Source organism: Candidatus Latescibacterota bacterium (assembly GCA_019038625.1).
Lineage (GTDB): Bacteria > Krumholzibacteriota > Krumholzibacteriia > Krumholzibacteriales > Krumholzibacteriaceae > JAGLYV01.
The window spans coordinates 1-23,054 of record JAHOYU010000153.1 but is presented as its reverse complement, the minus strand read 5'-3'; the positions used below and the strand labels follow the sequence as shown (position 1 = coordinate 23,054).

General features: G+C 51.2%; 21 protein-coding genes. 13 read left to right on the top strand and 8 right to left on the bottom strand.

From position 1 onward, the window contains the following. Positions 1 to 35: 35 nt before the first annotated feature. Both KOO63_11615 and KOO63_11610 read right to left on the bottom strand, forming a co-directional pair. A complete protein-coding gene (locus tag KOO63_11615) occupies positions 36 to 731 on the bottom strand; it encodes a DUF2461 domain-containing protein (protein ID MBU8922455.1) in 696 nt (231 codons plus the stop codon). 30 nt (positions 732 to 761) lie between these two features. Then, positions 762 to 2,474: a glutamine--tRNA ligase/YqeY domain fusion protein gene (locus KOO63_11610; GenBank protein ID MBU8922454.1), complete on the bottom strand. Its 1,713-nt coding sequence runs from the start codon at positions 2,472 to 2,474 to the stop codon at positions 762 to 764. Positions 2,475 to 2,716: 242 nt separating this feature from the next. Between KOO63_11610 and KOO63_11605 the strand changes: the two genes are divergently transcribed. Beyond that, positions 2,717 to 3,193, top strand: coding sequence for a methylated-DNA--[protein]-cysteine S-methyltransferase (locus tag KOO63_11605; protein ID MBU8922453.1), 477 nt, complete (start codon positions 2,717 to 2,719; stop codon positions 3,191 to 3,193). A 48-nt stretch (positions 3,194 to 3,241) separates the two neighbouring features. Here the strand turns inward: KOO63_11605 and KOO63_11600 are convergent, their stop codons facing one another. Both KOO63_11600 and ald read right to left on the bottom strand, forming a co-directional pair. Continuing rightward, the gene (locus KOO63_11600; protein ID MBU8922452.1) at positions 3,242 to 3,541 is read right to left on the bottom strand and encodes a Smr/MutS family protein; all 300 of its coding nucleotides are present in this window, start codon (positions 3,539 to 3,541) and stop codon (positions 3,242 to 3,244) included. Between the two features lie 159 nt (positions 3,542 to 3,700). Beyond that, a complete protein-coding gene (gene ald / locus KOO63_11595; GenBank protein MBU8922451.1) occupies positions 3,701 to 4,816 on the bottom strand; it encodes an alanine dehydrogenase in 1,116 nt (371 codons plus the stop codon). A gap of 338 nt (positions 4,817 to 5,154) precedes the next feature. Between ald and gdhA the strand changes: the two genes are divergently transcribed. The 3 genes from gdhA to KOO63_11580 all read left to right on the top strand — a co-directional run bounded on the left by gdhA (position 5,155) and on the right by KOO63_11580 (position 9,921). Next, positions 5,155 to 6,489 (top strand): NADP-specific glutamate dehydrogenase, encoded by a 1,335-nt coding sequence (gene gdhA / locus KOO63_11590; GenBank protein MBU8922450.1) that lies wholly within the window; start codon positions 5,155 to 5,157, stop codon positions 6,487 to 6,489. Positions 6,490 to 6,730: 241 nt separating this feature from the next. Beyond that, the gene (locus tag KOO63_11585) at positions 6,731 to 7,762 is read left to right on the top strand and encodes a peptidylprolyl isomerase (protein ID MBU8922449.1); all 1,032 of its coding nucleotides are present in this window, start codon (positions 6,731 to 6,733) and stop codon (positions 7,760 to 7,762) included. Positions 7,763 to 7,776: 14 nt separating this feature from the next. Then, positions 7,777 to 9,921, top strand: a complete 2,145-nt coding sequence (locus tag KOO63_11580) for an RNA-binding transcriptional accessory protein (GenBank protein ID MBU8922448.1) — start codon at positions 7,777 to 7,779, stop codon at positions 9,919 to 9,921. A 29-nt stretch (positions 9,922 to 9,950) separates the two neighbouring features. Here the strand turns inward: KOO63_11580 and KOO63_11575 are convergent, their stop codons facing one another. The 3 genes from KOO63_11575 to KOO63_11565 form a co-directional block, all read right to left on the bottom strand. Further along, positions 9,951 to 12,479, bottom strand: a complete 2,529-nt coding sequence (locus KOO63_11575) for a glycogen/starch/alpha-glucan phosphorylase (GenBank protein ID MBU8922447.1) — start codon at positions 12,477 to 12,479, stop codon at positions 9,951 to 9,953. 130 nt (positions 12,480 to 12,609) lie between these two features. Continuing rightward, positions 12,610 to 13,287, bottom strand: coding sequence for an anaerobic ribonucleoside-triphosphate reductase activating protein (locus KOO63_11570; GenBank protein ID MBU8922446.1), 678 nt, complete (start codon positions 13,285 to 13,287; stop codon positions 12,610 to 12,612). Between the two features lie 2 nt (positions 13,288 to 13,289). After that, on the bottom strand, positions 13,290 to 15,407 hold the full coding sequence (locus tag KOO63_11565) for a ribonucleoside triphosphate reductase (protein ID MBU8922445.1): 2,118 nt from the start codon (positions 15,405 to 15,407) through the stop codon (positions 13,290 to 13,292). Between the two features lie 416 nt (positions 15,408 to 15,823). On the opposite strand from KOO63_11565, the gene KOO63_11560 reads away from it, so the two are divergent. From KOO63_11560 to KOO63_11525, 8 genes are all read left to right on the top strand, one after another. Beyond that, complete coding sequence (locus KOO63_11560; protein ID MBU8922444.1) at positions 15,824 to 16,282, top strand: response regulator; 459 nt, start codon at positions 15,824 to 15,826, stop codon at positions 16,280 to 16,282. 89 nt (positions 16,283 to 16,371) lie between these two features. After that, the gene (locus KOO63_11555) at positions 16,372 to 17,004 is read left to right on the top strand and encodes a response regulator transcription factor (GenBank protein MBU8922443.1); all 633 of its coding nucleotides are present in this window, start codon (positions 16,372 to 16,374) and stop codon (positions 17,002 to 17,004) included. 150 nt (positions 17,005 to 17,154) lie between these two features. Next, on the top strand, positions 17,155 to 17,562 hold the full coding sequence (locus tag KOO63_11550) for a transcriptional repressor (protein MBU8922442.1): 408 nt from the start codon (positions 17,155 to 17,157) through the stop codon (positions 17,560 to 17,562). Beyond that, positions 17,549 to 18,430: a TIGR02757 family protein gene (locus KOO63_11545; protein MBU8922441.1), complete on the top strand. Its 882-nt coding sequence runs from the start codon at positions 17,549 to 17,551 to the stop codon at positions 18,428 to 18,430. Before KOO63_11550 ends, KOO63_11545 begins: the two co-directional genes overlap by 14 nt. Then, the gene (locus tag KOO63_11540; GenBank protein MBU8922440.1) at positions 18,418 to 19,776 is read left to right on the top strand and encodes an SO_0444 family Cu/Zn efflux transporter; all 1,359 of its coding nucleotides are present in this window, start codon (positions 18,418 to 18,420) and stop codon (positions 19,774 to 19,776) included. Before KOO63_11545 ends, KOO63_11540 begins: the two co-directional genes overlap by 13 nt. Before the next feature lie 22 nt (positions 19,777 to 19,798). After that, positions 19,799 to 20,371, top strand: a complete 573-nt coding sequence (locus KOO63_11535; protein MBU8922439.1) for a rubrerythrin family protein — start codon at positions 19,799 to 19,801, stop codon at positions 20,369 to 20,371. 20 nt (positions 20,372 to 20,391) lie between these two features. Further along, positions 20,392 to 20,769 carry a desulfoferrodoxin gene (locus KOO63_11530; GenBank protein MBU8922438.1) on the top strand — a complete coding sequence of 126 codons (378 nt, stop codon included), beginning with the start codon at positions 20,392 to 20,394 and terminating at the stop codon, positions 20,767 to 20,769. A 7-nt stretch (positions 20,770 to 20,776) separates the two neighbouring features. Next, on the top strand, positions 20,777 to 21,298 hold the full coding sequence (locus KOO63_11525; protein ID MBU8922437.1) for a ferritin: 522 nt from the start codon (positions 20,777 to 20,779) through the stop codon (positions 21,296 to 21,298). A 21-nt stretch (positions 21,299 to 21,319) separates the two neighbouring features. Here the strand turns inward: KOO63_11525 and arfB are convergent, their stop codons facing one another. Then, the gene (gene arfB / locus KOO63_11520; GenBank protein MBU8922436.1) at positions 21,320 to 21,745 is read right to left on the bottom strand and encodes an aminoacyl-tRNA hydrolase; all 426 of its coding nucleotides are present in this window, start codon (positions 21,743 to 21,745) and stop codon (positions 21,320 to 21,322) included. Between the two features lie 294 nt (positions 21,746 to 22,039). On the opposite strand from arfB, the gene KOO63_11515 reads away from it, so the two are divergent. Further along, positions 22,040 to 23,054 (top strand): S49 family peptidase (locus KOO63_11515; GenBank protein MBU8922435.1); only part of this gene is annotated, 1,015 nt, incomplete at its 3' end.

Below are 23,054 nucleotides of genomic sequence, written 5' to 3'. Positions count from 1 at the left end.
CGGCATATTTCCGGCGAACGCGAATCCTTATCTATCTATTGTGCTATTGTGCAGTTTATGATGAAGAGGTAAAGGGGAGTCAGAACGCTGAAGGCTTTTCCGATATCATCAGCCAGTTGCCTGTCAAAAAGGATCTTGTCGTTTTGCTTTTTAATCCTGCAACAGAATGATTTCATTTGGTACCAGTCCTGGAGATCTTCCGGGCCTTTGTTGCTGATGATACGTTTGTATCTGTCTTCGAATCGTTCGAAGTCCATTGTTTTGTTATTTTCAAACATGAGTGTTTTTCTGAATGATGCAGGCGCCTGTGTGATGGCGTTCCGAAAAAGATCCATGGATGCGCGGTCTGCACTGTAATACCCCATGCCGTATTCATATGATTCAGGAGTGAGATAGAAGTAGAATTCGGGGATGGTCATCCTGTCTTTTCTTTTTCGTTTAAAGCTTATCCAGGCTTCATTCCGGAAAAGTGATTTATCCTTCGAGAATCTTGTGTCTCTGAATATCTTCGAAATTGTCCGATTGATGGTAGGTGAAGTCTCGATTCTCGAGTCGATCCCAATGACAGAACGGGACAGAGTCATGACGAGTGCGCGTAACGGGCCGAGAAGATATTCGTTATAATCGCGTCTATGATCCTCGAACCATTTTTTGCTGTTCTTCGATTGGACAGTCTTCAGAAATGAGATGGTCTCGGCAGAGAAGCCATCGAAGTTATCCATGTTCGTCAAAGATGTGACCTTTCTACGGGGAAGAGCCTGTCATTTGGTTTTCTTTTTCTGCATCTTTGCCCAGCTGTCACGCAGGCCGACGGTCCTGTTAAAGATGAGGGATCCTTCGGTCGAATCGCTGTCCGTACAGAAATAGCCATGTCTGAGAAACTGGAAATGATCCAGCGGAATAGTTTTCGCGAGGCTCGGTTCCACCTTGCAGCCTGTGAGTACCTCGAGAGCTTCCGGGTTGATGTAGTCCATGAAATCCTTGCCCTCTTCGGCGTCTGCCGGATTCTCGGTAGTAAAGAGATGCTCGTACAGCCTGACCGTGGCACCGAGAGCGTGGGAGGCGGATACCCAGTGGAGGGTCCCTTTGACCTTCCTGCCGTCTGGAGCCTCGCCACCACCCGTCTCCGGGTCGTATGTGCAGCGCAGTTCGATCACTTCGCCAGTCTTTTCGTCCTTTACGACCGATTTGCATGTGATGAAGTAGGCGTGCTTGAGCCTTACTTCCCGTCCCGGGGCCAGGCGGAAGAACTTTCGTGGAGGGTCTTCCATGAAGTCGGTGCTTTCTATATAGATCTCCCGCGAGAACGGAAGACTGCGAGTCCCGGCAGAGGGGTCTTCGGGATTGATGATCGCCTCGACCTCTTCGAAGCCGTCCTCGGGGTAGTTCTCGATCACTACCTTCAGTGGTCTCAGGACAGCCATAACACGCGGCGCCCTTTTATTGAGGTCCTCGCGCAGGCCATGGTTCAGAAGGTCTATCGATACTATGCTGTCTCTCTTGGCTACTCCGATGATATCCGCGAAGGCTCTTATCGATTCGGGTGTGTATCCGCGCCTTCTCAGGCCTGAGATAGTGGGCATCAGCGGATCGTCCCAGCCTGTGACGTGGCCCTCCTCGACGAGCCGCAGTAGTTTTCGCTTGCTCATGATCGTATATGTGAGGTTCAGCCTGGCGAACTCGATCTGGCGTGACCTGAAGATATCGAGCTGCTCGAGGTACCATTCATACAGGGGCCTGTGGTCCTCGAACTCGAGCGTACATATGGAATGTGTTATACCCTCGAGTGAATCGGAACAGCAGTGAGCGAAATCGTACATCGGGTAGATGCACCATTTGTCGCCGGTCCTGTGATGTGTACTCCTCTGTATCCTGTATGTGACCGGATCGCGCATATTGATGTTGCCCGAAGACATGTCTATCTTCGCCCTGAGGGTCTTTGATCCATCCTCGAACTCTCCGGCTTTCATCCTTTCGAACAGATCGAGGTTTTCTTCGATGCTTCGATCGCGGAATGGGCTTTCCTTTCCCGGCTCGGTGAGAGTGCCGCGGTATTCACGGACCTCTTCAGCGTTGAGATCGCAGATGAAAGCCTTGCCGGTCTTTATGAGCTGCACCCCGTATTCGTATAACTGACCGAAATAATCGGAAGCGTAAAAAAGCCTGTCATCCCAGTCGAATCCCAGCCAGCGGACATCCTCCATGATCGAGTCGACATATTCGACATCTTCCCTGCTCGGATTGGTATCATCGAACCGGAGATTGCAGAGTCCGTTATACTGCCCGGCTATGCCGAAGTTCAGACAGATCGATTTTGCGTGGCCTATATGCAGATAGCCGTTCGGTTCGGGTGGAAACCTCGTGTGGACCCGGCCGTCATGCTTGCCGTACGTGTTGTCTTCCTCGATTATCGTTCTGATAAAGTCCAGAGACTCTCCTGGGGAACCGGTATTCTTTTCGATCTTATCTGGCATTTCGTCTATTCCGTTCGTAGAGGGGCTGAAAACATCAGGTCGCCCGGGATGCCGCACTGGAAGTCTCTTCCGCTCAGCCATCGACCGGTACCCGGGCATTTTAATAAAAAGAACGATTCAATGCTATAGATTTCAGCGAAAGAACGGTGATAGATGGATAGCTTTTATGATGTTTTTGCAGAAGCAGGATCTATGTTATGATGCTATAAATGACTGAAGAAATCTACGAAAGGCATAACCATATGGTTAATAAAACGATAACCTTGATTGACAGCCCCGTCGGAGAGCTGTTCCTGGAGCAGCGGGAGGGGATGCTCACCCGATTGCATTTTGTTTCCGACGGTGAAAAGCAGGGACTGGAAAAAAGTGGAAGATCAGACCCGTCGGCTTTCAGGGAAGTGATATCTCAGCTCGAAGCATATTTCAGGGGTGAACTCAGAGAGTTCGATGTTCCACTTTTACTTGAGGGAACGGAGTTTCAAAAAAGAGCATGGAAGGTGCTTCAGAAAATCCCTTACGGGGAGACGATCAGTTACGGAGAGCAGGCGATCCGGATGGGCAGCCCGAAGGCTGTCAGGGCAGTAGGAGGGGCTAACCACAGGAACCCCGTCGCGATAATCGTGCCTTGCCACAGGGTCATAGGAAAATCCGGAGACCTGACCGGGTTTGGAGGAGGACTCGACATAAAGGCCCGATTGCTTGAACTGGAAAAGGTGTAAGGAACACATCTCCTGATCGTCGGTAGATCCTGTCAATGGTAGCAGGGTCTAATCTCCCGGACAGTCTTCAACCACGCGTAGCGATACTATGGTAGCGCCCCAGCCGCCACCACTTTCCCCCGCAAGATCGAATGAATCGACTATATCGAGTTTCCGCAGGATAGAATGGACCGTTTCCCTGAGGGCGCCCGTTCCCTTTCCGTGTACTATTCTCACCTGGAAGATATTTTTCCTGAGACATTCGGCCAGGTATGCTGGGATAAGTTCTTTCGTATCAGAAGGAGCGAACATGTGCAGGTCCAGCGTGCCGTCGATCGGGTATTCGATGGAGTCGTCAGATTCCTTCATAGGGGATCTTCCTTTATCGGGTGGTGACCAGATCCATCATGCGTCACTAATTTTTTCACCACGTGGCGAGATGCAATAAAAAAGGGGAGGCTCCAGAGGCCCCCCCTTTAGAGATTTCCGGTGATCGCTCGCTGTGGGGAGCGGCCGGTAAGGCAAAGCCTATACGATCACATCTTCCAGAGGCGTGTACTTCATTCTGAAGGCCTGCGCCACGGCCGGATCGGTGATCTTGCCGTCGATGATGTTGATTCCTGTCCAGATCGTCTCGTTTTCGAGAGCGGCCGTCACATAACCCTTGTTCGCTATCTGGACAGCGTAGGGGAATGTGGCGTTAGTCAGTGCGATCGTCGATGTCCTGGCAACCGCGCCCGGCATGTTTGCTACGGCGTAATGGATGACGCCCTCGACGACATAGGTCGGCTTGGAGTGTGTGGTCGGCTTGATCGTCTCGATACAGCCGCCCTGATCCACCGCTACGTCCACGATGACCGAACCGTTTTTCATGGACTTGAGCATCTTTTTAGTTACGAGCTTGGGAGCCTTTGCGCCCTTGATAAGGACAGCGCCGATAAGAAGGTCGGCCTTGGCGATCTCGTCACGGATATTTGCTGGATTCGACATCAGGAAGGTGACGTTAGCCGGCATTACATCTGCAAGATAACGCATGCGCTCGAGGTCGAGGTCCAGGATGACGACGTTGGCGCCGAGGCCAGCGGCCATCTTGGCAGCGTGCGTACCGACGACTCCGCCGCCCAGTATGGTGACATGTGCCGGAGTGACACCGGGGACTCCACCGAGGAGCATTCCAAGACCGCCCATCGGACGCTCGAGGTATTTGGCTCCTTCCTGGGTCGCCATGCGGCCAGCGACTTCACTCATCGGAGTGAGGAGAGGAAGGGTGCCGTCCATCTCTTCCATCGTCTCATAGGCGATAGAGATGGCTCCGGTCTTGGCCATTCCGACAGTAAGCGCGCGGGCGGCCGCAAAATGGAAATATGTGAAAATGATCTGGTCCTTACGGATCATTTTCACTTCGACGGGCTGGGGCTCCTTGACCTTGATGATCATATCAGCCTTGGCGAACACGGCCTTTGCGGTGGGGATTATCTTTGCGCCGGCGGCCTTGTATTCGGCGTCCTCGAAACCACTTCCTACACCAGCATTCTTCTCGATAAGGACGGTGTGTCCCATCTTTGTCAGCGTTTCCGCGCCGACCGGAAGGAGGGCGACACGATATTCGTCCTTCTTGATCTCTTTCGGTACTCCGATAATCATTCGATCACCTCGGGTTAAACCTGAAAAAAGTAAAACAGTTGATTGAAGCATATTTATTTCAACGCTTAAATATATAGTCATTATACGCAGTTTCAACAATTATTTTATATAAAAGGAAAAGTCTCATTGTGGCAGCGTAACTGACAGCAACGCAATGCGTTACTGGATAACCACTATAACGGAATTATCATCTTGACAAAATACCTGATTAGTCTATATTCATATGTCCCTGCGACACTTGCCGGGGATTCACCGAGCATCTGCACAGGAAGCAATTTGTCACAGTCAATCAGTTCCCAGTTCTTGCACCTGGCGTAAGCCAGCAGAAGGAGGCCCGGATGTCCGACGTTACTGCGTTCATGGATTATATTAAAGCCAGAGACCCTCATCAGCCTGAATTTCATCAGGCTGTATTGGAAGTCGCCGACTCACTGATGCCATTCATCAAGAAAAACCCGAAATATTCAAAGTACAGGATCCTTGAGAGGATAGCGGAGCCGGAACGCGTGATCATGTTCCGTGTGCCCTGGGTAGATGACAAGGGTGAGATCCAGGTAAACAGAGGATTCCGTGTAGAGATGAACAGCGCTATCGGTCCGTATAAGGGTGGTATGCGTTTCCATCCGACCGTATATCTTGGCATGTTGAAGTTCCTGGCCTTTGAGCAGGTATTCAAGAATTCACTTACTACGCTTCCGATGGGTGGCGGCAAGGGTGGATCCGACTTCGATCCTAAAGGCAAATCTGATGGCGAAGTCATGCGTTTCTGCCAGTCCCTCATGAGTGAACTCTTTCGCCACATCGGCCCGAACACCGACGTCCCCGCTGGTGATATCGGCGTTGGCGGCAGGGAGATCGGTTTCATGTTCGGTCAGTACAAGAAACTCACAAACGAATTCACCGGTGTTCTCACCGGAAAGGGCCGCAACTGGGGTGGAAGTCGCATCCGTCCAGAAGCCACAGGTTATGGACAGGTCTATTTCGCGCAGGAGATGCTCAAGGTCAAGGGCGACTCTCTGGAAGGCAAGGTCTGCACGGTATCCGGATCGGGTAACGTCGCACAGTATGCCACCGAGAAATGCCTCGACCTCGGCGCAAAGGTAGTTACCATGTCCGATTCCGCCGGAACGATTCACGATCCCGAAGGAATCGATCGCGACAAGCTGGCGTGGGTCATGGAGCTCAAAAACGTCAAGCGTGGTCGTATCAAGGAATACGCCGACGAGTTCAAGTGCGAATACCACGAGGGCAAACGTCCCTGGTTCGTCAAATGTGATGTCGCTCTCCCGAGCGCCACGCAGAACGAGATCAATGTCGATGATGCGAAAGAACTCGTCAAAAACGGTTGTTTCCTGGTCTCCGAGGGCGCGAACATGCCCAGCGAGCCGGAAGCCATCGAAGTCTATCTCGAGAACAAGGTCATGTACGGTCTGGGCAAAGCTGCCAACGCCGGTGGAGTGGCAACTTCCGGTCTTGAGATGTCTCAGAACTCCCTGCGTCTCAGCTGGAGTCGTGAGGAAGTAGACGCCAAGCTTCTCGGCATCATGCAGGCCATTCACGAGCAGTGTGTCGAGTATGGCAAGGAAGGCGATTACATCAACTACGTGAACGGCGCCAACGTCGCCGGTTTCATCAAGATCGCCGATTCGATGATCGACCAGGGTATCGTATAAAAGATATCGACAGACTGTCCGGCATGTTCTTTTTCGAGCGAGCCGGAGCAGGTACCTGATCAATAATGCCGGGCGCTTCCAGCGTCCGGCATTTTACTATCTGATAACTGGACTTATGGTTCTCTGGATGTTAGATTTACCGGACACAATTCAAGCCGGTATATCGCTGATTCCGGTTGTATTATTTCAATGGATCGATCCGGTTTCAGTGGACCGGTGACTATTTGGGAAGGAAAGTAGAATGAAAAGAATATCAACAGCTGTTATGGCGATGATTATTCCGGCCCTCATATTCCAGGGCTGTGGCGAGAAGTCGGAGCAGGATGGGGAAACGACCACCAATACCAGTGCTGCGGTTGAAGCCGGTGCAGGGGGAGTTGCTATCACCGTCAACGGCAAGGAGATAACCGGAGGCGAGATCGATCACGAAGTCAGGCTCATGATGCAGCAGATGGGTGGCCGCGTCAGCCCCGATCAGATGCAGTCGATGGCATCTGCAGTCAAGCAGCAGGCAGTCAACAACATCATCAACAGGACATTGCTCAGAGGGGCCGCTGAAAGGGACAATATTCCGGCGACGGATGAGGATATTGCTGGAAGAATCGATCAGATAAAGAGCAACTTCGACACTGAAGAAGCTTTTACGAATCAGCTCGAGTCCAGCGGCCTGACGATGGAAGCTTTCAATATAGAGATCAGATACACGATAATGATCGAGACCTTGATGGAAAAGATCACCGCAAACCTGACAGGTGCTGGCGAAGTGCAGGCTAGGGAGTTCTACGATTCGAACACGGATCGTTTCGCAAAGCCCGAACAGATAAAAGCAAGCCATATCCTCATCAAGGTGGCTCCCGAGGATACAGACGCGATCAAGTCCGACAAGAGAAACAGGCTGGCCCAGTTGAAGTCCAAAATCGATGAGGGTGCAGACTTTGCCACTCTGGCTTCTGAGAATTCCGATTGCCCCAGTTCGAGCAATGGCGGGGACCTTGGTTTCTTTGGTCGTGGACAGATGGTAAAACCATTTGATGATGCCGCATTCGCTCTCTCCACAGGAGAGATCAGCGAGATCGTCGAGACCCGGTTCGGTTATCATGTTATCAAGGTCACTGAAAAGAGCGAATCGACCATGACTCCCTTTGAAACAGTGAAAGATGAGATCGTCCAGTATCTTGACGGGATGAACAAACAGGCGGAAGTGGAGAAATATGTAGCCGCTCTGAAGGATCTTGCGACCATAGAATTCGCTGATTCCAGTCTGATTCAGTAACAGATGAAGATGGAGTGGTAATGGCCTTCTCACAAATAATAGCGGATGAACTCGGTATAGTTATCGGGGGTGTGAGGGCCGTAGAGAAACTTCTTGAAGAGGGCGCCACGATTCCGTTTATCGCAAGATACAGAAAGGAATCGACTGGATCCCTGGATGAAGTGGCAATCACATCGATTCGCGACAGGCTCGGGCAGTTGACTCTCCTTGAGAAACGACGGGAAGCTATCATCTCATCCCTCGAGGAGAGAGAGCTTCTCAGTGAAGAACTAGCGGTCCGCATCAGGGCAGCTTCCACGATGACCGAGCTCGAAGATATATATCTGCCGTTCAGGCCAAAGAGGCGGACGAGAGCGATGATAGCCAGGGAAAAAGGCCTCGAGCCGCTCGCGATGATGATACTTGCCCAGGAGACGGATTCCCCCATAGAACCTGCTGAGGAAGCTGTTGCGTATATAGATGAAGAAAAGGGTGTCGAGTCGATTGATGATGCACTGGCTGGCGCGCGAGATATTATCGCCGAAGTGGTCAGTGAAGACTCGGACGCAAGGGGAGACCTCAGGAATCTTTTCAGAGTCAAGGGATCGATCAGTGCGCGGGTGGCCAGAGGGATGGAAGAGAGCGGCGCGAAGTTCAGGGATTATTTTGAATGGGACGAGCCGTGTGATACGGTGCCCTCGCATCGAGTGCTGGCCATGATGAGGGGAGAAAAGGAAAAATTCCTCCGCCTGACGATTGCTCCTCCCCAGGAAGACGCAGAGAGACTCCTGCTCAGGAGATTCGTGACAGCGGACGTGCCGGCCTCAAACGAGGTGGCCACTGCGGTCAGGGACAGCTATCGACGACTTCTGTCGCTCTCGATGGCTTCCGAGATGAGAAACGCATTGAAAGAGAGAGCGGACGAAGAGGCTGTCAAAGTATTCGCCGAAAACCTCAGGGAACTTCTTCTTGCTCCTCCTCTCGGAGAGAAGAGAGTCCTGGCGGTCGATCCCGGTTTCAGGACGGGTTGTAAGCTTGCAGTGCTGGACGAGCAGGCGATGCTTCTTTACCACGATACGATCTATCCGCATTCAGGTAGCGGGAAGGCTGCGGAGGCGTCGGAGAAGGTGAAAGATCTTTGCAGAAAATACGATATTGAAGTGATTGCAATAGGAAATGGAACTGCCAGCAGGGAGACAGAAAGTTTCATGCGAGGTGTCGAACTCTCGTCGTCAGTGGATATCCTGCTGGTCAGTGAGTCGGGAGCATCTATATATTCAGCGTCTGCGGTTGCCCGCGAGGAATTTCCGGACAAAGATGTAACCGTCAGAGGGTCGGTCTCCATCGGCAGGAGATTGATGGATCCCCTTGCGGAACTGGTCAAGATCGATCCGAAATCGATCGGTGTAGGGCAGTACCAGCATGATGTCGATCAGTCCCACCTGAAAAACAGCCTGGACGATGTAGTGATGAGTTGTGTAAACAGCGTTGGTGTCAACCTGAACACGGCCAGCAGGCAGCTTCTGTCTTATGTCTCGGGGATAGGGCCGGCACTTTCGTCAAGGATCGTGGATTATCGCGACAGTCACGGCCCTTTCAGTGACAGGAACGAACTGCTGAAAGTATCCAAGCTTGGACCGAAAGCTTTTGAGCAGTCGGCCGGGTTCCTTCGGATATCGGGGGGAGCCAATCCCCTGGACGCGAGCGCTGTTCATCCCGAGAGCTACAGAGTTGTAGACCGTATCTCTGCGGACAATAAGTGCACCGTAAAAGAGCTGATGAAAGATCAGGAACTGAGAGATTCCGTTAATCTGAAAGACTATGTCACGGAGCGTGCCGGGATGCCGACACTCCACGATATCATGTCCGAGCTGGCCAGGCCGGGAAGGGATCCGAGGGACAGATTCGAGATCTTCAGTTTTTCAAAAGATGTAGAGAAGATAGAGGATGTCCGTGCTGGTATGGTGCTGCCGGGAATCGTCACGAATGTCACAGCTTTCGGAGCTTTTGTGGATATAGGTGTGCACCAGGACGGGCTCGTACATATCAGTCAGCTCGCCGACAGGTTTGTGCGCGACCCGGCCGAGATCGTAAAAGTCAATCAACAGGTGGAAGTCAGGGTCCTCGAAGTGGACCTTGAAAGAAAACGGATATCGCTGTCGATGAAGAAGGAGAATTGAATCGTTATTGTCGGTCGGCTGACTTTGATTCAGCAGTCGCTATTTGGACCTACCTGATGTTTTTTCCTCTCTCCCGGCTCTCCATATGGAATGGTCAATGTATCTGCCTTCCAGATATCTCTGTTGTACTCGAGGATAGTGCGGTCCGAAGAAAATCTACCCATTCGGGCAACGTTCAGGATGGCCCTTCGTATCCATTCATCCCTGTCAGCATAGATTCTTCCGACTTCTTCCTGGCATCGCACATATGATTCGAAATCGGCGAGGACCAGAAAGCGGTCGTGATCGAGGAGGTGGTCCATCAGTGGATGGAACAGCGTCGGATCATCCGGAGAAAAGGTGCCGTTGTAAATAAGATCTATTGTCTCTTTCAGAAGAGGATCGCTTTCATAGTATTTCCTCGCGTCGTATGTGGGAGTGATATCCTTCACTTCATCGGCAGTATGACCGAAGATGAAGAAGTTTTCCTTTCCCACAGCTTCCATTATTTCGATATTGGCTCCGTCCAGTGTGCCGATCGTGAGAGCCCCGTTGAGAGAGAGTTTCATATTGCCGGTACCTGATGCTTCGAACCCGGCTGTCGAGATCTGCTCCGAAAGGTCAGCGGCCGGTATCATCTGCTCCGCGAGAGTCACCCTGTAGTTTGGCAGAAAAACCACTTTGAGCCTGTCACGAGTCTTCCTGTCCCCGTTCATTATCTCGCCCGCGTGACATATCAACTTTATGATCATCTTCGCGATGAAATAATCCGGCGCGGCCTTACCGCCGAAGATGAAAGTGCGTGGATGAAGATCGAGCGAACTGTCGTTCTTCAAACGCAGCCACGTGTAGATGATGTGCAGCACATTGAGAAGCTGGCGTTTGTACTCGTGGATCCTTTTGATCTGGATATCGAAGATCGAAGCCGGATCGATCGCATATCCTGTCAGGTCGTCTGTTATGTCGGTCAGCCTTTTCTTGTTCGTATGTTTGACCGCATCGAAATCCCTTCTGAACCCCGAATCGTCCGCGAGATGCTCGATCCTGCGCAGCTGCTCGAGGTCCTTGATCCAGCCCTTGCCTATCTGTTCGGTAATGATCGAAGACAGTCCGGGATTGGCCGAAAGGAGCCATCTTCTGGGTGTGATCCCGTTTGTCTTGTTAGTGATCTTGCCTGGGAACATCTCATCGAAATCACGAAACAGGTTTTTCTTTAGAAGTTCTGTGTGAAGGGCCGCAACTCCGTTGACCGTGTGGGAGCCGACCAGGGCAAGGTTTGCCATCCGAATTTTTTTGTCGCCGGTCTCGTTGATGATCGACATTCTCGAAAGCCTGCCATGGTCGCCGGGATACTTTGCGGAGACTTCCACAAGGAACCGTGAGTTTATCTCGTAGATTATCTGAAGGTGCCGCGGGAGCAGGGTGCCGAACATATCGAGCGGCCATTCTTCAAGAGCTTCCGAGAGAAGAGTGTGATTCGTGTATGAACATGCTGATCTGGTGATCTTCCAGGCATCTTTCCATTCGAGTTTCTGTTCATCCATCAGTACCCGCATAAGTTCGGCAACGACGAGCGAAGGATGAGTGTCGTTCATCTGAATCGCGACTTTATCGACGAAGCGGTCAAAATTCAGGTGGGTCACGAGATATCGCCTTATGATATCCCTGATAGAGCATGAGACGAAGAAGTACTGCTGTTTCAGCCTGAGCTCCTGTCCCTTGTAATTGCTGTCGTTGGGGTAGAGGACTTTCGAGATGTTCTCGGAGATATTCTTTTCCTCGACGGCCTTCAGGTAATCTCCATGCTGGAAGTAGCCCAGGTCGAATTCCCTGGTGGCCCTGGATGACCAGAGGCGCATCGTGTTGACGGTGAAGTTATCGTAGCCGCATATCGGTGTATCGTATGGGATCCCCAGCACATCGGATGTGTCGATCCAGTCGACTTTCGGAGTGCCATCTGGCCACTTCGTGTCGACTGTTCTCCCGTAGAACTTCACTGTGAAACTGTATTCCGGCCTCTCGATCTCCCACGGATCACCGTGACTGAGCCAGGTGTCGGGCAGCTCGTGTTGCCCCAGATCCCTGATTACCTGTTCAAAGATCCCGAATTCGTATCTGATACCATAACCATAGGCTGGTATTTCATGGGCGGCCATCGAATCGAGAAAACAGGCAGCGAGTCTGCCGAGACCTCCATTGCCCAGCCCGGCGTCAGGTTCCTGCTCGGAGAGTTCTTCGAAATCGAGTCCCAACTCTAACATTGCCTTTCTGACTTCGGCATAAAGATCGAGATTGATCATGTTATTCGTGAGTGCACGGCCCATCAGGAATTCAGCGGAAAGATAGTAGACCCGCTTGACATCGTTGTCGTAATAGAGCTGCTGTGTTTTGATCCATTGTTCGATCATCCTGTCGCGTACCGCGAGAGCGAGAGAGAAATACAAGTCTCGCAGCGTTGCCGTGTATTGGTCCTTGGAGAGGGAATACTCCAGGTGGTTTGCGAAACTTTCCTGGATGTCGCAGGACTTCATCCCTTTTCTGAAAATGCCCCACTTCTCGAACAGCGCGCCCTTCTTCATCTCTGGTCCCTGCTTTCCATCTGATCTGTCGTTTTCGCTGTAAGCCCGGATAGACCGCTCAGGTTGTAGATATATCCGATTTCTCCAGAATCTCCATTGTAGTAACACTATCGGTCAGGCAATTGGAAAATTACAGTGAAAAATGGAGAAAAAGCTCTGGGTTTTGTGATTCGGGTGTCGATGTGATGTGGGGTTCTCCGGTTTTTTCCGGGTGTTCACGGTATTTCTGGACCGTCCACCTCGAGCCGGGAGGGACGAGAGAAGACAAGTCGAGGATGTCGGATTCGGAGAGAAGGTCCGGCACGTGAGTCGTCCGAAATTCATGCGGTACTCCTGAACAAGCCAATAACTCTATGCTTCGCCTGATAGAGTCGAGGTCTACCTGTTTTCCCGCGAGTATGCCGTACTTATAAAAAGGAGCCTTGATGTCCATGGCGAAATAATCGACTATTCCCTTATCAATAAGGTCGGCCAGGACTTCAGGCTGACTGCCGTTAGTATCCAGTTTGACCATGTACCCTAACGTTCTGACTCTATGGATGAAGTCCTGCAGGCCCTTCTGTATGGTCGGCTCTCCGCCGGTGATGACGACTCCGTCGAGCAAGCCTGCGCGTTTCTCCAGAAAACGGATTATGGAGAGACTGTCCGGCGGGGAACTTTCTCCGGGAAGATCGTGGACACAAGGATCGATGAGTTCATGATTGTGGCACCAGGGACATTGAAAATTGCAACCTCTGGTGAAGACTATCGCCGCGCTTCTTCCAGGGAAATCGCTGAGAGTGAATTTCTGAAATCCTCCGATCAGCATTATCACTTCCCGATAGTGTAGGTGTTTCTCTTGTGGAATTCTGACAATTTTCCCTCGTTCCACTGCCTTACAGGTCTAAGGTATCCGACTATCCGCGAATAGACCTCTGTCTCGGCTGAACAATCCGGACAGACCGCCTGTTCTCCCTTCAGATACCCGTGGCTGGGGCATACGGAGAAGGTCGGAGAAATTGTGAAGTACGGCAGGCTGTAATTTTGGCAGACTTTCTTTACGAATTCTCCGACTGCCTTCGGGTCGGCGATCGCCTCGCCGAGAAAGATATGCAGGACCGTGCCTCCGGTATACTTTTTCTGGAGATCGTCCTGCAGGTCGAGTACGTGGAAGACGTCATCAGTATAATCGACCGGCAGCTGACTTGAATTCGTGTAGAATGGTAATGAGTTTCCGAGGCTACTGTTCTTGTCGAAGCATCGGATGTCAGGGTACTTGTCCAGGTCGATCCTTGCCAGCCTGTAAGAGGTTCCCTCTGCTGGAGTGGCTTCGAGATTGTAGAAGTTTTCTGTCTCTTCCTGGAACTGTACGAGTTTCTCTCTCATGAAATCGAGGACTCTGGAAGCGAAGGCCAGACCTTCGGAGGAGCCGATGTTGTCTCCCATAAAATTGATACAGGCCTCGTTCAGACCGACCAGTCCGATCGTCGAGAAATGATTGAACCAGTAGCAGTTGTGATGTTCCCTCATGTTTCTGAGATAGAATTTGGTATAGGGGTAAAGGTTCTTCTCTGTAAACCCCTCGAGAACCTTTCGCTTCGTTTCGAGGCTTGTCCTGGAAATCTCCATGAGGTGATCGAGCCTTCTCATGAAATCTTCTTCGTTCTCTGCCAGATGCCCGAGGCGGGGCATGTTTATCGTCACCACTCCGATGGATCCTGTAAGGGGATTCGCGCCGAACAGTCCGCCGCCCCTCTTTTCAAGCGAACGAAGATCGAGTCTGAGTCGACAGCACATCGATCTTGCGTCTTCCGGGGACATGCTCGAGCCAACGAAATTAGCGAAATAAGGGATGCCGTATTTTGCCGTCACTTCCCAGAGTCTCTCGAGCCCCGGAGCGTCCCAGTCGAAATCGGACGATATGTTGTAAGTGGGAATAGGGAATGTGAAGACCCTTCCTTTTGCGTCTCCGGCCGAGAGGATCTCAAGGAACGCCCTGTTCAGCATCAACATCTCTTCGCCGAACTCACCGTATGTCTCATTCTGATTCTTCCCCCCGATTATCACGGCATCGTTCGCCAGGGTAGAAGGTGGTTGAAGATCCATGGTGAGATTGGTGAACGGTGTCTGGAACCCGACCCGGGTCGGCACGTTTACGTTGAATACGAATTCCTGAAGCGCCTGTTTGACCTGCTTGTAATCGAGGCCGTCATAACGGATAAACGGTGCGAGGAGAGTGTCAAAATTAGAAAATGCCTGCGCGCCCGCAGCCTCTCCCTGAAGGGTATAGAAAAAGTTCACGATCTGGCCAAGGGCCGTTCTGAAATGCTTTGCGGGAAGACTTTCAGCCTTACCTGCCGCCCCCTGGAACCCGCTTCTGAGCAGATCCTGGAGATCCCATCCGACGCAGTATACCGACAGCAATCCGAGGTCGTGAATGTGAAGGGCTCCAGAGCTGTGTGCCTCCCGGACCTCGGCAGTATAGATCTTGTTCAGCCAGTAGGTCTTGCTCACTTCGCTCGAGATGTAGTTATTAAGGCCCTGAAGAGAGTAGGCCATATTACTGTTTTCCTTCACCTTCCAGTCCAGTTTTTCGAGGTAATTGTCAATCAGGTCAAGGTCAGCCTTCTTGACCATCTCGCGTATCCTGGCGTGCTGGTCACGATAGAGGATATAGGCCTTGGCGGTCTTCTTGAACGGGGAAGCAAGGAGGACCTCTTCCACTATGTCCTGTACCTGTTCTACCGAAGGCCCTCTGCTGCCATGGACAGCATGGGCGATGCTCAATATGCGGACCGAAAGCGTTCCGGCCATATCTTCAGAGAATTCGCCGGTTGCTCGGCCGGCTTTTAGCACAGCTCTGCGGATCTTGTCCATGTCGAACGGTACGATTCGGCCGTCTCTTTTTCTTATATGAGTGAATGCAGTAAGCAGATTCTGCTGAACCATCCCGGCCTTATCTCGTGTTCCGGTCATTGTCTCGACTGGCCGGTCTGTAGAGGTCTTCATCTTGATTTTCCTTTCATATCTGGCCGCTGCAGAAGCTTTCCGGCAATCCCGGACCATCTCAGACCTAACAATATCTGGAGTAGGTGCCTGCAGCAGGACCCAATATATAGTGGTTTTCATGGGAGTGTCAACAGCATTTACCAGAAAAATCTCATCCGATTGACAGGCTTCAATTTACGGGTGGAGCACGGATTTGTTGCAGGGGAGATAGTCAGGAAATTATTTCTGGACAGCGCTTAAGGGTTGAAGGATAATGGGAATCGGTAAGGGGAATAACTATTAAATATATTATCTCGTCTGTCACATCAGGGATTTCCCGTGGCCGGTTACCTTTTCAGGATCCGGAGGTGGGTCGGATGCAGGATAGACATTCAAATGGAAAGATGCCTTCGCTCCGTATTCTTCTTATGGATGATGAGGAGATGATCAGGGACGTGGCAGGGAGGATGTTCAGGGCTCTGGGTCATGAATATGAGGCCACGGAAGAGGGGCAGGAAGCTGTGGTGAGGTACAGGGATGAATTTGTGGCAGGAAGAACATTCGATGTAGTCATCCTCGACTGGAACATCAGGAGCGGGATGAGCGGGTTCGAAGCAGCGACTATGATCAGGGAGATAAATGCCGATGCGACGATCCTGATATCGAGCGGCAATACGGGATTGATAACCGATGATGAACGCTTCAGCAGATATTTTTCAGGTGTCCTCCAAAAGCCATATACTGTAGATGATATCCGAAATGTACTGGAGTATTTCGGGCCGGCCCGAAGCTCGGTGCAAGTTATCGGAGAGAAAGATAATCCTTCAGAAATATAGTTCTTCAGACGAAAAGATGGGCGACCCAAAAGATCGTGGCCGCGATTGCGTCCAGAATCTGTGCAATAGCTGATGGAGGGAAAGTTACGATGAGAATCCTGATAGCCGAAGATGATTTGACCTCACGTAAGATACTTGAAAAAATACTTGTCTCGAATGGTTACGAAGTGACGGTCACGGCTGACGGGAAAGCCGCACTCGATGTGCTGCAGGGTGAGAATCCACCGAAACTGGTTCTATTAGATTGGATGATGCCTGAACTCGATGGCATCGAAGTCTGTCGCAGGCTGAGAGCCGAGGGGCGATCCCTCTCATTGTACCTTATACTTCTCACCGCCAGGGGGAACAAGGAAGATATCGTCTCCGGGCTTGAATCAGGCGCCGACGATTATATAATAAAACCGTTTGAAAAGGATGAGCTTCTGGCCAGAGTGCAGGCCGGGGAGAGGATACTGGGGCTTCAGTCTGAATTGAACAGCAAGGTGGATCAACTTCAGGAAGCGCTCGCTCATGTCAAAAGCCTCCAGGGAATCATTCCCATCTGTGCCCATTGCCACAAGATCAGAGGTGATGATGAGAGCTGGGAGAAGATGGAAAGCTATATAGAAAGCAACTCAGGCGCTGAATTCAGCCACAGTATCTGTGATGAATGTCTGGAGAAGCTCTATCCGGAAGATGACGAGGAGAAAGCAGAGACCGTGGAAGAGCCTGAAAAGGCCTGAACACCAGTAGAACAGAAGCCCTGAGTGGGAACCTGGTGTCTATCCTGACGCGATTATCCAAAAAATAAAATATTTCCTGTTTTAGCTCTTGACATATCCCATATATACGGTAATAATAATTATTATCGATAATAAGCGGAGGATGATAATATGAATACGGGAAAAAGGATGACCAGGCAGAGAAGGATTATCCTGGATGATATCAGGAAAAGCAGGAGCCATCCAACTGCTGACGAGGTCTACGAGTCAGTGAGAAAGAGGCTTCCCCGGATCAGCCTGGGTACTGTTTACAGAAATCTGGATCTGCTTGCGCGGACAGGCGAGGTCCGGAAGATCAGTATTGCAGGCAAGCAGATGCGTTTCGATGGAGATAAGAGTGACCATATGCACATTACATGCGTAAGGTGCGGCAGGGTGACCGATCTTCCGGACGATCCGAGATATTGCGAAGTCTGTCGCGAGACTCTGGCTGACAGTGGATTCATGCTGCAATCGGTAAGTGTCGAATTGCTGGGAGTATGTCCTGACTGCAGGGAGGAAGAAGATGTGGAGAGATGAAGTCCGATTGAGGTCGGTACTTGAACAGCTTTATCGCCGGTATGATCACCGGAGATTCGTCGACCCGGATCCACTTCTTTTTCTTTACAGGTATGACGATGTGCGTGACAGGGAGGTTGCGGGACTTGTATCGTCCGCGCTGGCATTCGGTGGAGTCAGACAGATAATGGCAAGTGTTGCCAGGGTGCTTGATGTGATGGGTGATTCTCCCGCAGGATTCCTGGAGACGATCGACCGGAAAGATATGTACGAAATCTGGGCAGGATTCAGGCACCGGTGGGCTGGTGTGGATGAATTGACTGGCCTTTTGACAGGAATAAGCAGCGTGATGAGAGAGTATCGGACGATTGAAAACGCGTTTATATCGGGGATGAGCACTGGTGATGAAGATGTCATGCCGGCCCTTTCCGTACTGGTGGAAAAGATCTCTGCTGCAGGAGCGGGGAGTGGAAATCGTTTGATCCCGGACCCGGGAAAAGGAAGTGCCTGCAAGAGGTTGAATCTGTTTTTAAGATGGATGGTCAGGGAGGATCGGGTAGATCCCGGTGGATGGAGATCTGTTTCCTCCTCGAAGCTTCTGATTCCTCTCGATGTTCATATGCACCGGATCGCGGCTTTTCTAGGGTTTACCGGGAGAAAGCCGAACGACATCAGGACGGCAAGGGAAGTGACAGCTGGTTTCAGAAGGTTGGATCGGAACGATCCGGTAAGGTACGACTTCGCGATGACTCGTCTGGGGATCAGGAGGGATGAGGACCGGATGGACCTTGTTTCCACTCTGGGCCTGGATCTGGATGAAAAAGGACGGGTCTACAGGCCCGCCGGAAAGTCCGCCCCTGAAGGAGTTGAGGAAAAATGCGTGTCTTGACACAGATATTGATAGATATGCTGGGTACGATCAAGGAGATGTCACCTTACCTTGTTTTTGGGTTTTTAGTGGCAGGAGTCCTTTCCGTTCTGATCCGGCAGAGGATGGTTGAAAAACATCTTGGTGGCAGGGGCTTCGGTCAGGTATTCAAGGCATCATTGTTCGGGGTGCCTCTTCCGCTCTGTTCGTGCGGGGTCATTCCCGTCGCGGCTTCTCTGAGGAAGCATGGAGCGGGAAAAGGGGCGACGACATCCTTTCTCATATCGACGCCGCAGACAGGAGTGGACAGCATATTTGTGACACTGAGCCTTTTAGGCCCGGTATACGCAGTCTTCAGGCCTCTTGTCGCTTTCATAAGCGGGATCATAGGTGGGGTGGCCGTATCGATACTGGATGGAGATGAAGATGAGGCACTGAAAAATGTGGAAAGCTCTGACGGGAAAGAGATCAAATGCCAGGAGGGATCCTGTTCGTCCAGCGACAGCATCGGTGACAGCGATTGTGATGACAAGTGTGTGCCGAACGAGGAAAAACGAGGTGGTATCAGGGAGATCTTCAAATACGGGTTTCGCACACTCCCCGCTGATATCAACAAGGCCCTTGTATTTGGTATTCTGCTTTCGGGAATCATCGGGGCGGTAATTCCTGACGATTATTTCGCGCAGTTTCTCGGCGGAGGGATCATCGCGATGCTCGTGATGGTAGTGCTCGGTGTGCCTGTTTATGTTTGCGCGACGGCTTCCGTGCCGATCGCGGCGGCACTCATAACAAAAGGTGTCTCTCCGGGCGCGGCACTTGTTTTTCTCATGACTGGTCCAGCTACTAACCTTGCTACCCTCTTGACCGTCGGAAGAGTGATGGGAAAGAAGACAGCCTTCATATATCTGGCGACGGTCGCAGTCTCGGCGATAGGGAGCGGTTTGTTGCTGGATGCGATATATCATTCCGCTTCGACTGCACCCTCCACTGTCATGCCGCTGATGATGCCCGACTGGCTGATGATTACCAGCGCGGTCATACTGTTTGTAATTATAGCGGCCAGCTTCATCAGGCCTGCCGCCGGCAGTCAACACGGGCGTGAGGAAGAGGGAAGGCTCGTCATGGAAATTGAAGGTATGAATTGTACTCATTGCCGTGATAGTGTTCAGAGAGTGCTTGGTGATATTAAGGGCATAAATTATGTAAACATAGATCTTAAAAAGGGAAGGGCCGTAGTGGGCGGAGACTTGCCCGAGCCAGCCGTTCTCACTGGTGAAGTCGAATCGCTGGGTTATAAGGTGACCGGGATGACCGGTAACGATGACGATAAAGGTAGTAGACAGGATGCCGGAAACGGCGAAGGATGATTGGTTGAAAAGGAGGCAGGGAATGTCGATCAAAGGAACAGAGACTGAAAAGAACATACTTAAGGCTTTTGCGGGAGAGTCACAGGCAAGGAACAGGTACACGTACTTTGCCAGCAAGGCGAAAAAGGAAGGGTATGTGCAGATTTCCAATATCTTCAAGGAGACTGCCGACCAGGAGAAAGAACATGCCAAGAGATTGTTCAAACTTCTCGAAGGCGGCGAATTGGAGATAACGGCTGGATTTCCCGCTGGAATGATAGGGACCACCGAAGAGAATCTCAAGGAGTCTGCAGGAGGAGAGAACTTCGAATGGACAGAGATGTATCCCGGTTTCGCGAAGATCGCCAGGGAAGAGGGCTTCAAGGAGATCGCTGATATCTTTGAAGCGATCGCTGTGGCTGAAAAACAGCATGAAAAAAGGTATGAGGCGCTGCTTAATAATATAAACGCGGGGCGGGTATTCAAGAGGGATGATGTCGTTATCTGGCGCTGCCAGAACTGTGGCTATCTGCATGAGGGTAATGAGGCTCCAGATATGTGTGCGGCCTGTGCCCATCCGAAAGCTCATTTCGAATTGCTGGGAGAAAACTGGTAATAACCAAGGAGGAAGATGAGATGGCGAAGAAACTTGAGATTTACAAATGTGAGATGTGTGGAAACATCGTCGAGATACTTCATGGCGGAGCGGGCAGACTTATCTGTTGTGGCCAGGAGATGAAGTTGATGGAAGAGAAGACTGCCGATGCTTCGACCGAGAAACATGTTCCTGTAGTCGAAAAAGTAGACGGCGGATATAAGGTCGTAGTGGGAAGTACGCTGCATCCGATGGAAGACCAGCACTGGATCGAGTGGATCCAGCTTGTAGCGGGAGGGAAGGCTTACAGGACTTTCCTGAATCCTGGTGACGCACCCGAGGCGGTTTTCCAGACGGATGCCACCGATGTGTCAGCCCGCGAATATTGCAACGTTCATGGCCTTTGGAAAAAGGAGTAGCTTCCCGATGGTAAAGAAAAGTATTCAGGACAAGATGAACGAACAGATCATGCACGAGATCTTCTCGAGCTATCTGTACCTGTCCATGGCGGCCTACCTCCACGGCAAGGGATTCGACGGGATGGGGCACTGGATGCGTATCCAGGCTCTCGAAGAACAACTCCACACAATGAAGTTCTTCGATCATCTGCTGGAGCGAGGCGGTAGTGTCAAACTGGCCGCTATCAAGAAACCGCAGATGACCTGGAAATCGCCTCTTGATGCTTTCAGGGCTGCTCTGAAGCATGAACAGTTCATCACCGGAAAGATCAACGAACTGATGACGTTGTCGATGAAGGAGAAGGACTACGCGTCCAGAACGATGCTGCAGTACTTTGTCGACGAACAGGTGGAAGAGGAAGATACGGCGGAAAAAAATGTCAGGATGCTGGAAATGGCCGGAGATTCGGGTCAGGGCCTTCTGATGATAGACCGTGATCTGGCCAGCAGGGTCAGCCCGATAACGCTGCCCACCGCATCGAACGGATAGACAGGTCGGGGGCGGGGGGTGTCAATCACCCTCTGCCTCCTGACGTTTCCTGCCCGCCTTGAGTCTGCTTCTTCGTTTTTTATTTTCCAGCCGGGCTTTTTTGGTACGAAAAGGCACTTTGGTTTTTTTTCTTGGCCGAATGGGTCGGAGTACATCCCGGAGAAGTTCGGCGAATCTGTCCAGTGCAGCCTTTTTATTCGCTTCCCTGGTCCTGTACTTCTGCGACGATACTCGCAAGATGCCTTTGCGATTTATTCTTCCCGGCAGTCTGCCCCGTATAATAGCCTTCTGTCTGTCGTTCAGCGCAGATGAAGTCTCTAGGTCGAAGCAGAGTGTAGCTCGGGTCTCCACTTTATTGACATTCTGTCCGCCAGGTCCCTGACTGGTCGTGAATTCAAAATTTATCTCACTGGATGGAATATCAAGATGATCGTTTATTTTCACCATGGTCCTTTCCCCTTTTGCGGGAATCTTAATAAAGATCGATGCGTGAGGCAATGAAAGAAGAATCGGAGGTGGAAACAAAGTGCGCTGGAAAACGTAATTTATGAGTGGCCCTGCCCGTGCTGACGGAGCTGGAGCAGAAAAAAAGTATGGATTTTCCGGCCTTATCGGTTTAAGAGTGTCATGTGGGGCGGGTCTCTGACTACGAAGTCTTTATTATCCTTTCATGGCTTACCCTTCAACTGAAATAATCGATTACTGGAATCAGCAGATCCAATCTTGAAACGGAGGTGCTTCTTGAAATCATTTCTCAGATCTTTTTTCGCGTCGTTGCTGGCCTTGCTGGTCATCGTTCTGATCGTAATCGGCATGGCAGCCTCGAAATCATCACAAAAATCCGAGATCAAGGATGGCTCATGGTTAGTCATCGACATCTATGGTTCGGTGGATGAATACAGTCCTCCCGGTGGTGTGATGTCGGAGATAGTCGGTGGAAAGCCGGAGACTCTGCAGAGGATACTTACTAATCTGGAGAAAGTCACAGTTGATGACAGGATCGAGGGTGTCGTTCTCAAGATGTCCGCATCGAACGGTGCGGGAAGAGCGATGTTTGAAGAAATGCGTGGGGCGATAAAGAAAGTACAGGCATCGGGAAAGAAGGTCATAGGATTTTCCGACTCGATGAACAGGCATCTTTACTACCTGGCCTGTTCCTGTGATTCACTCTACATGCCTCCGACCGGGTATATGAATCTTCTGGGAATGTCAATCACCACAGATCATCTCCTTGGAACGCTGGAGAAGCTCGGGATCAGCCAGAACATGCACCGCATCAAGGATTACAAGTCGGCTGCTGAGCTTATAACCAGGAAGGATATGTCACCCACTGCCCGAGAGAACAAGGAATGGCTTCTCAACGAGGGCTGGGATGTTTTCTGTGAGGCGGTCGAAGAGGATCGTGGTCTTTCGGAGGAGAAGATTACGGAGGCCATGGAGGCGGCTCTGCTGATACCTTACAAGGCAGTGGAAATGGGTCTGCTCGATGGTACCAGGTACTGGGACGAGATCGAGGACGTTTTGAAGGGTGACGAAGAGACACTCCTGACCGTGGGGCAGAGTCGTTACGCGGAAGAAAAACGGGAAGATCTCGGGGTGAAGGGCAAGAAGACGATAGCTGTTATCCATGCACAAGGCTATATAGGCGGCAGGAAGAACAGGGTCGATCCGATGCTCGGCCTGATGATGGGCCATGAGTCGATCGTGGCAGAATTCAAAAAAGCTTTGAAGGACGATGATGTGGCAGCCATCGTAT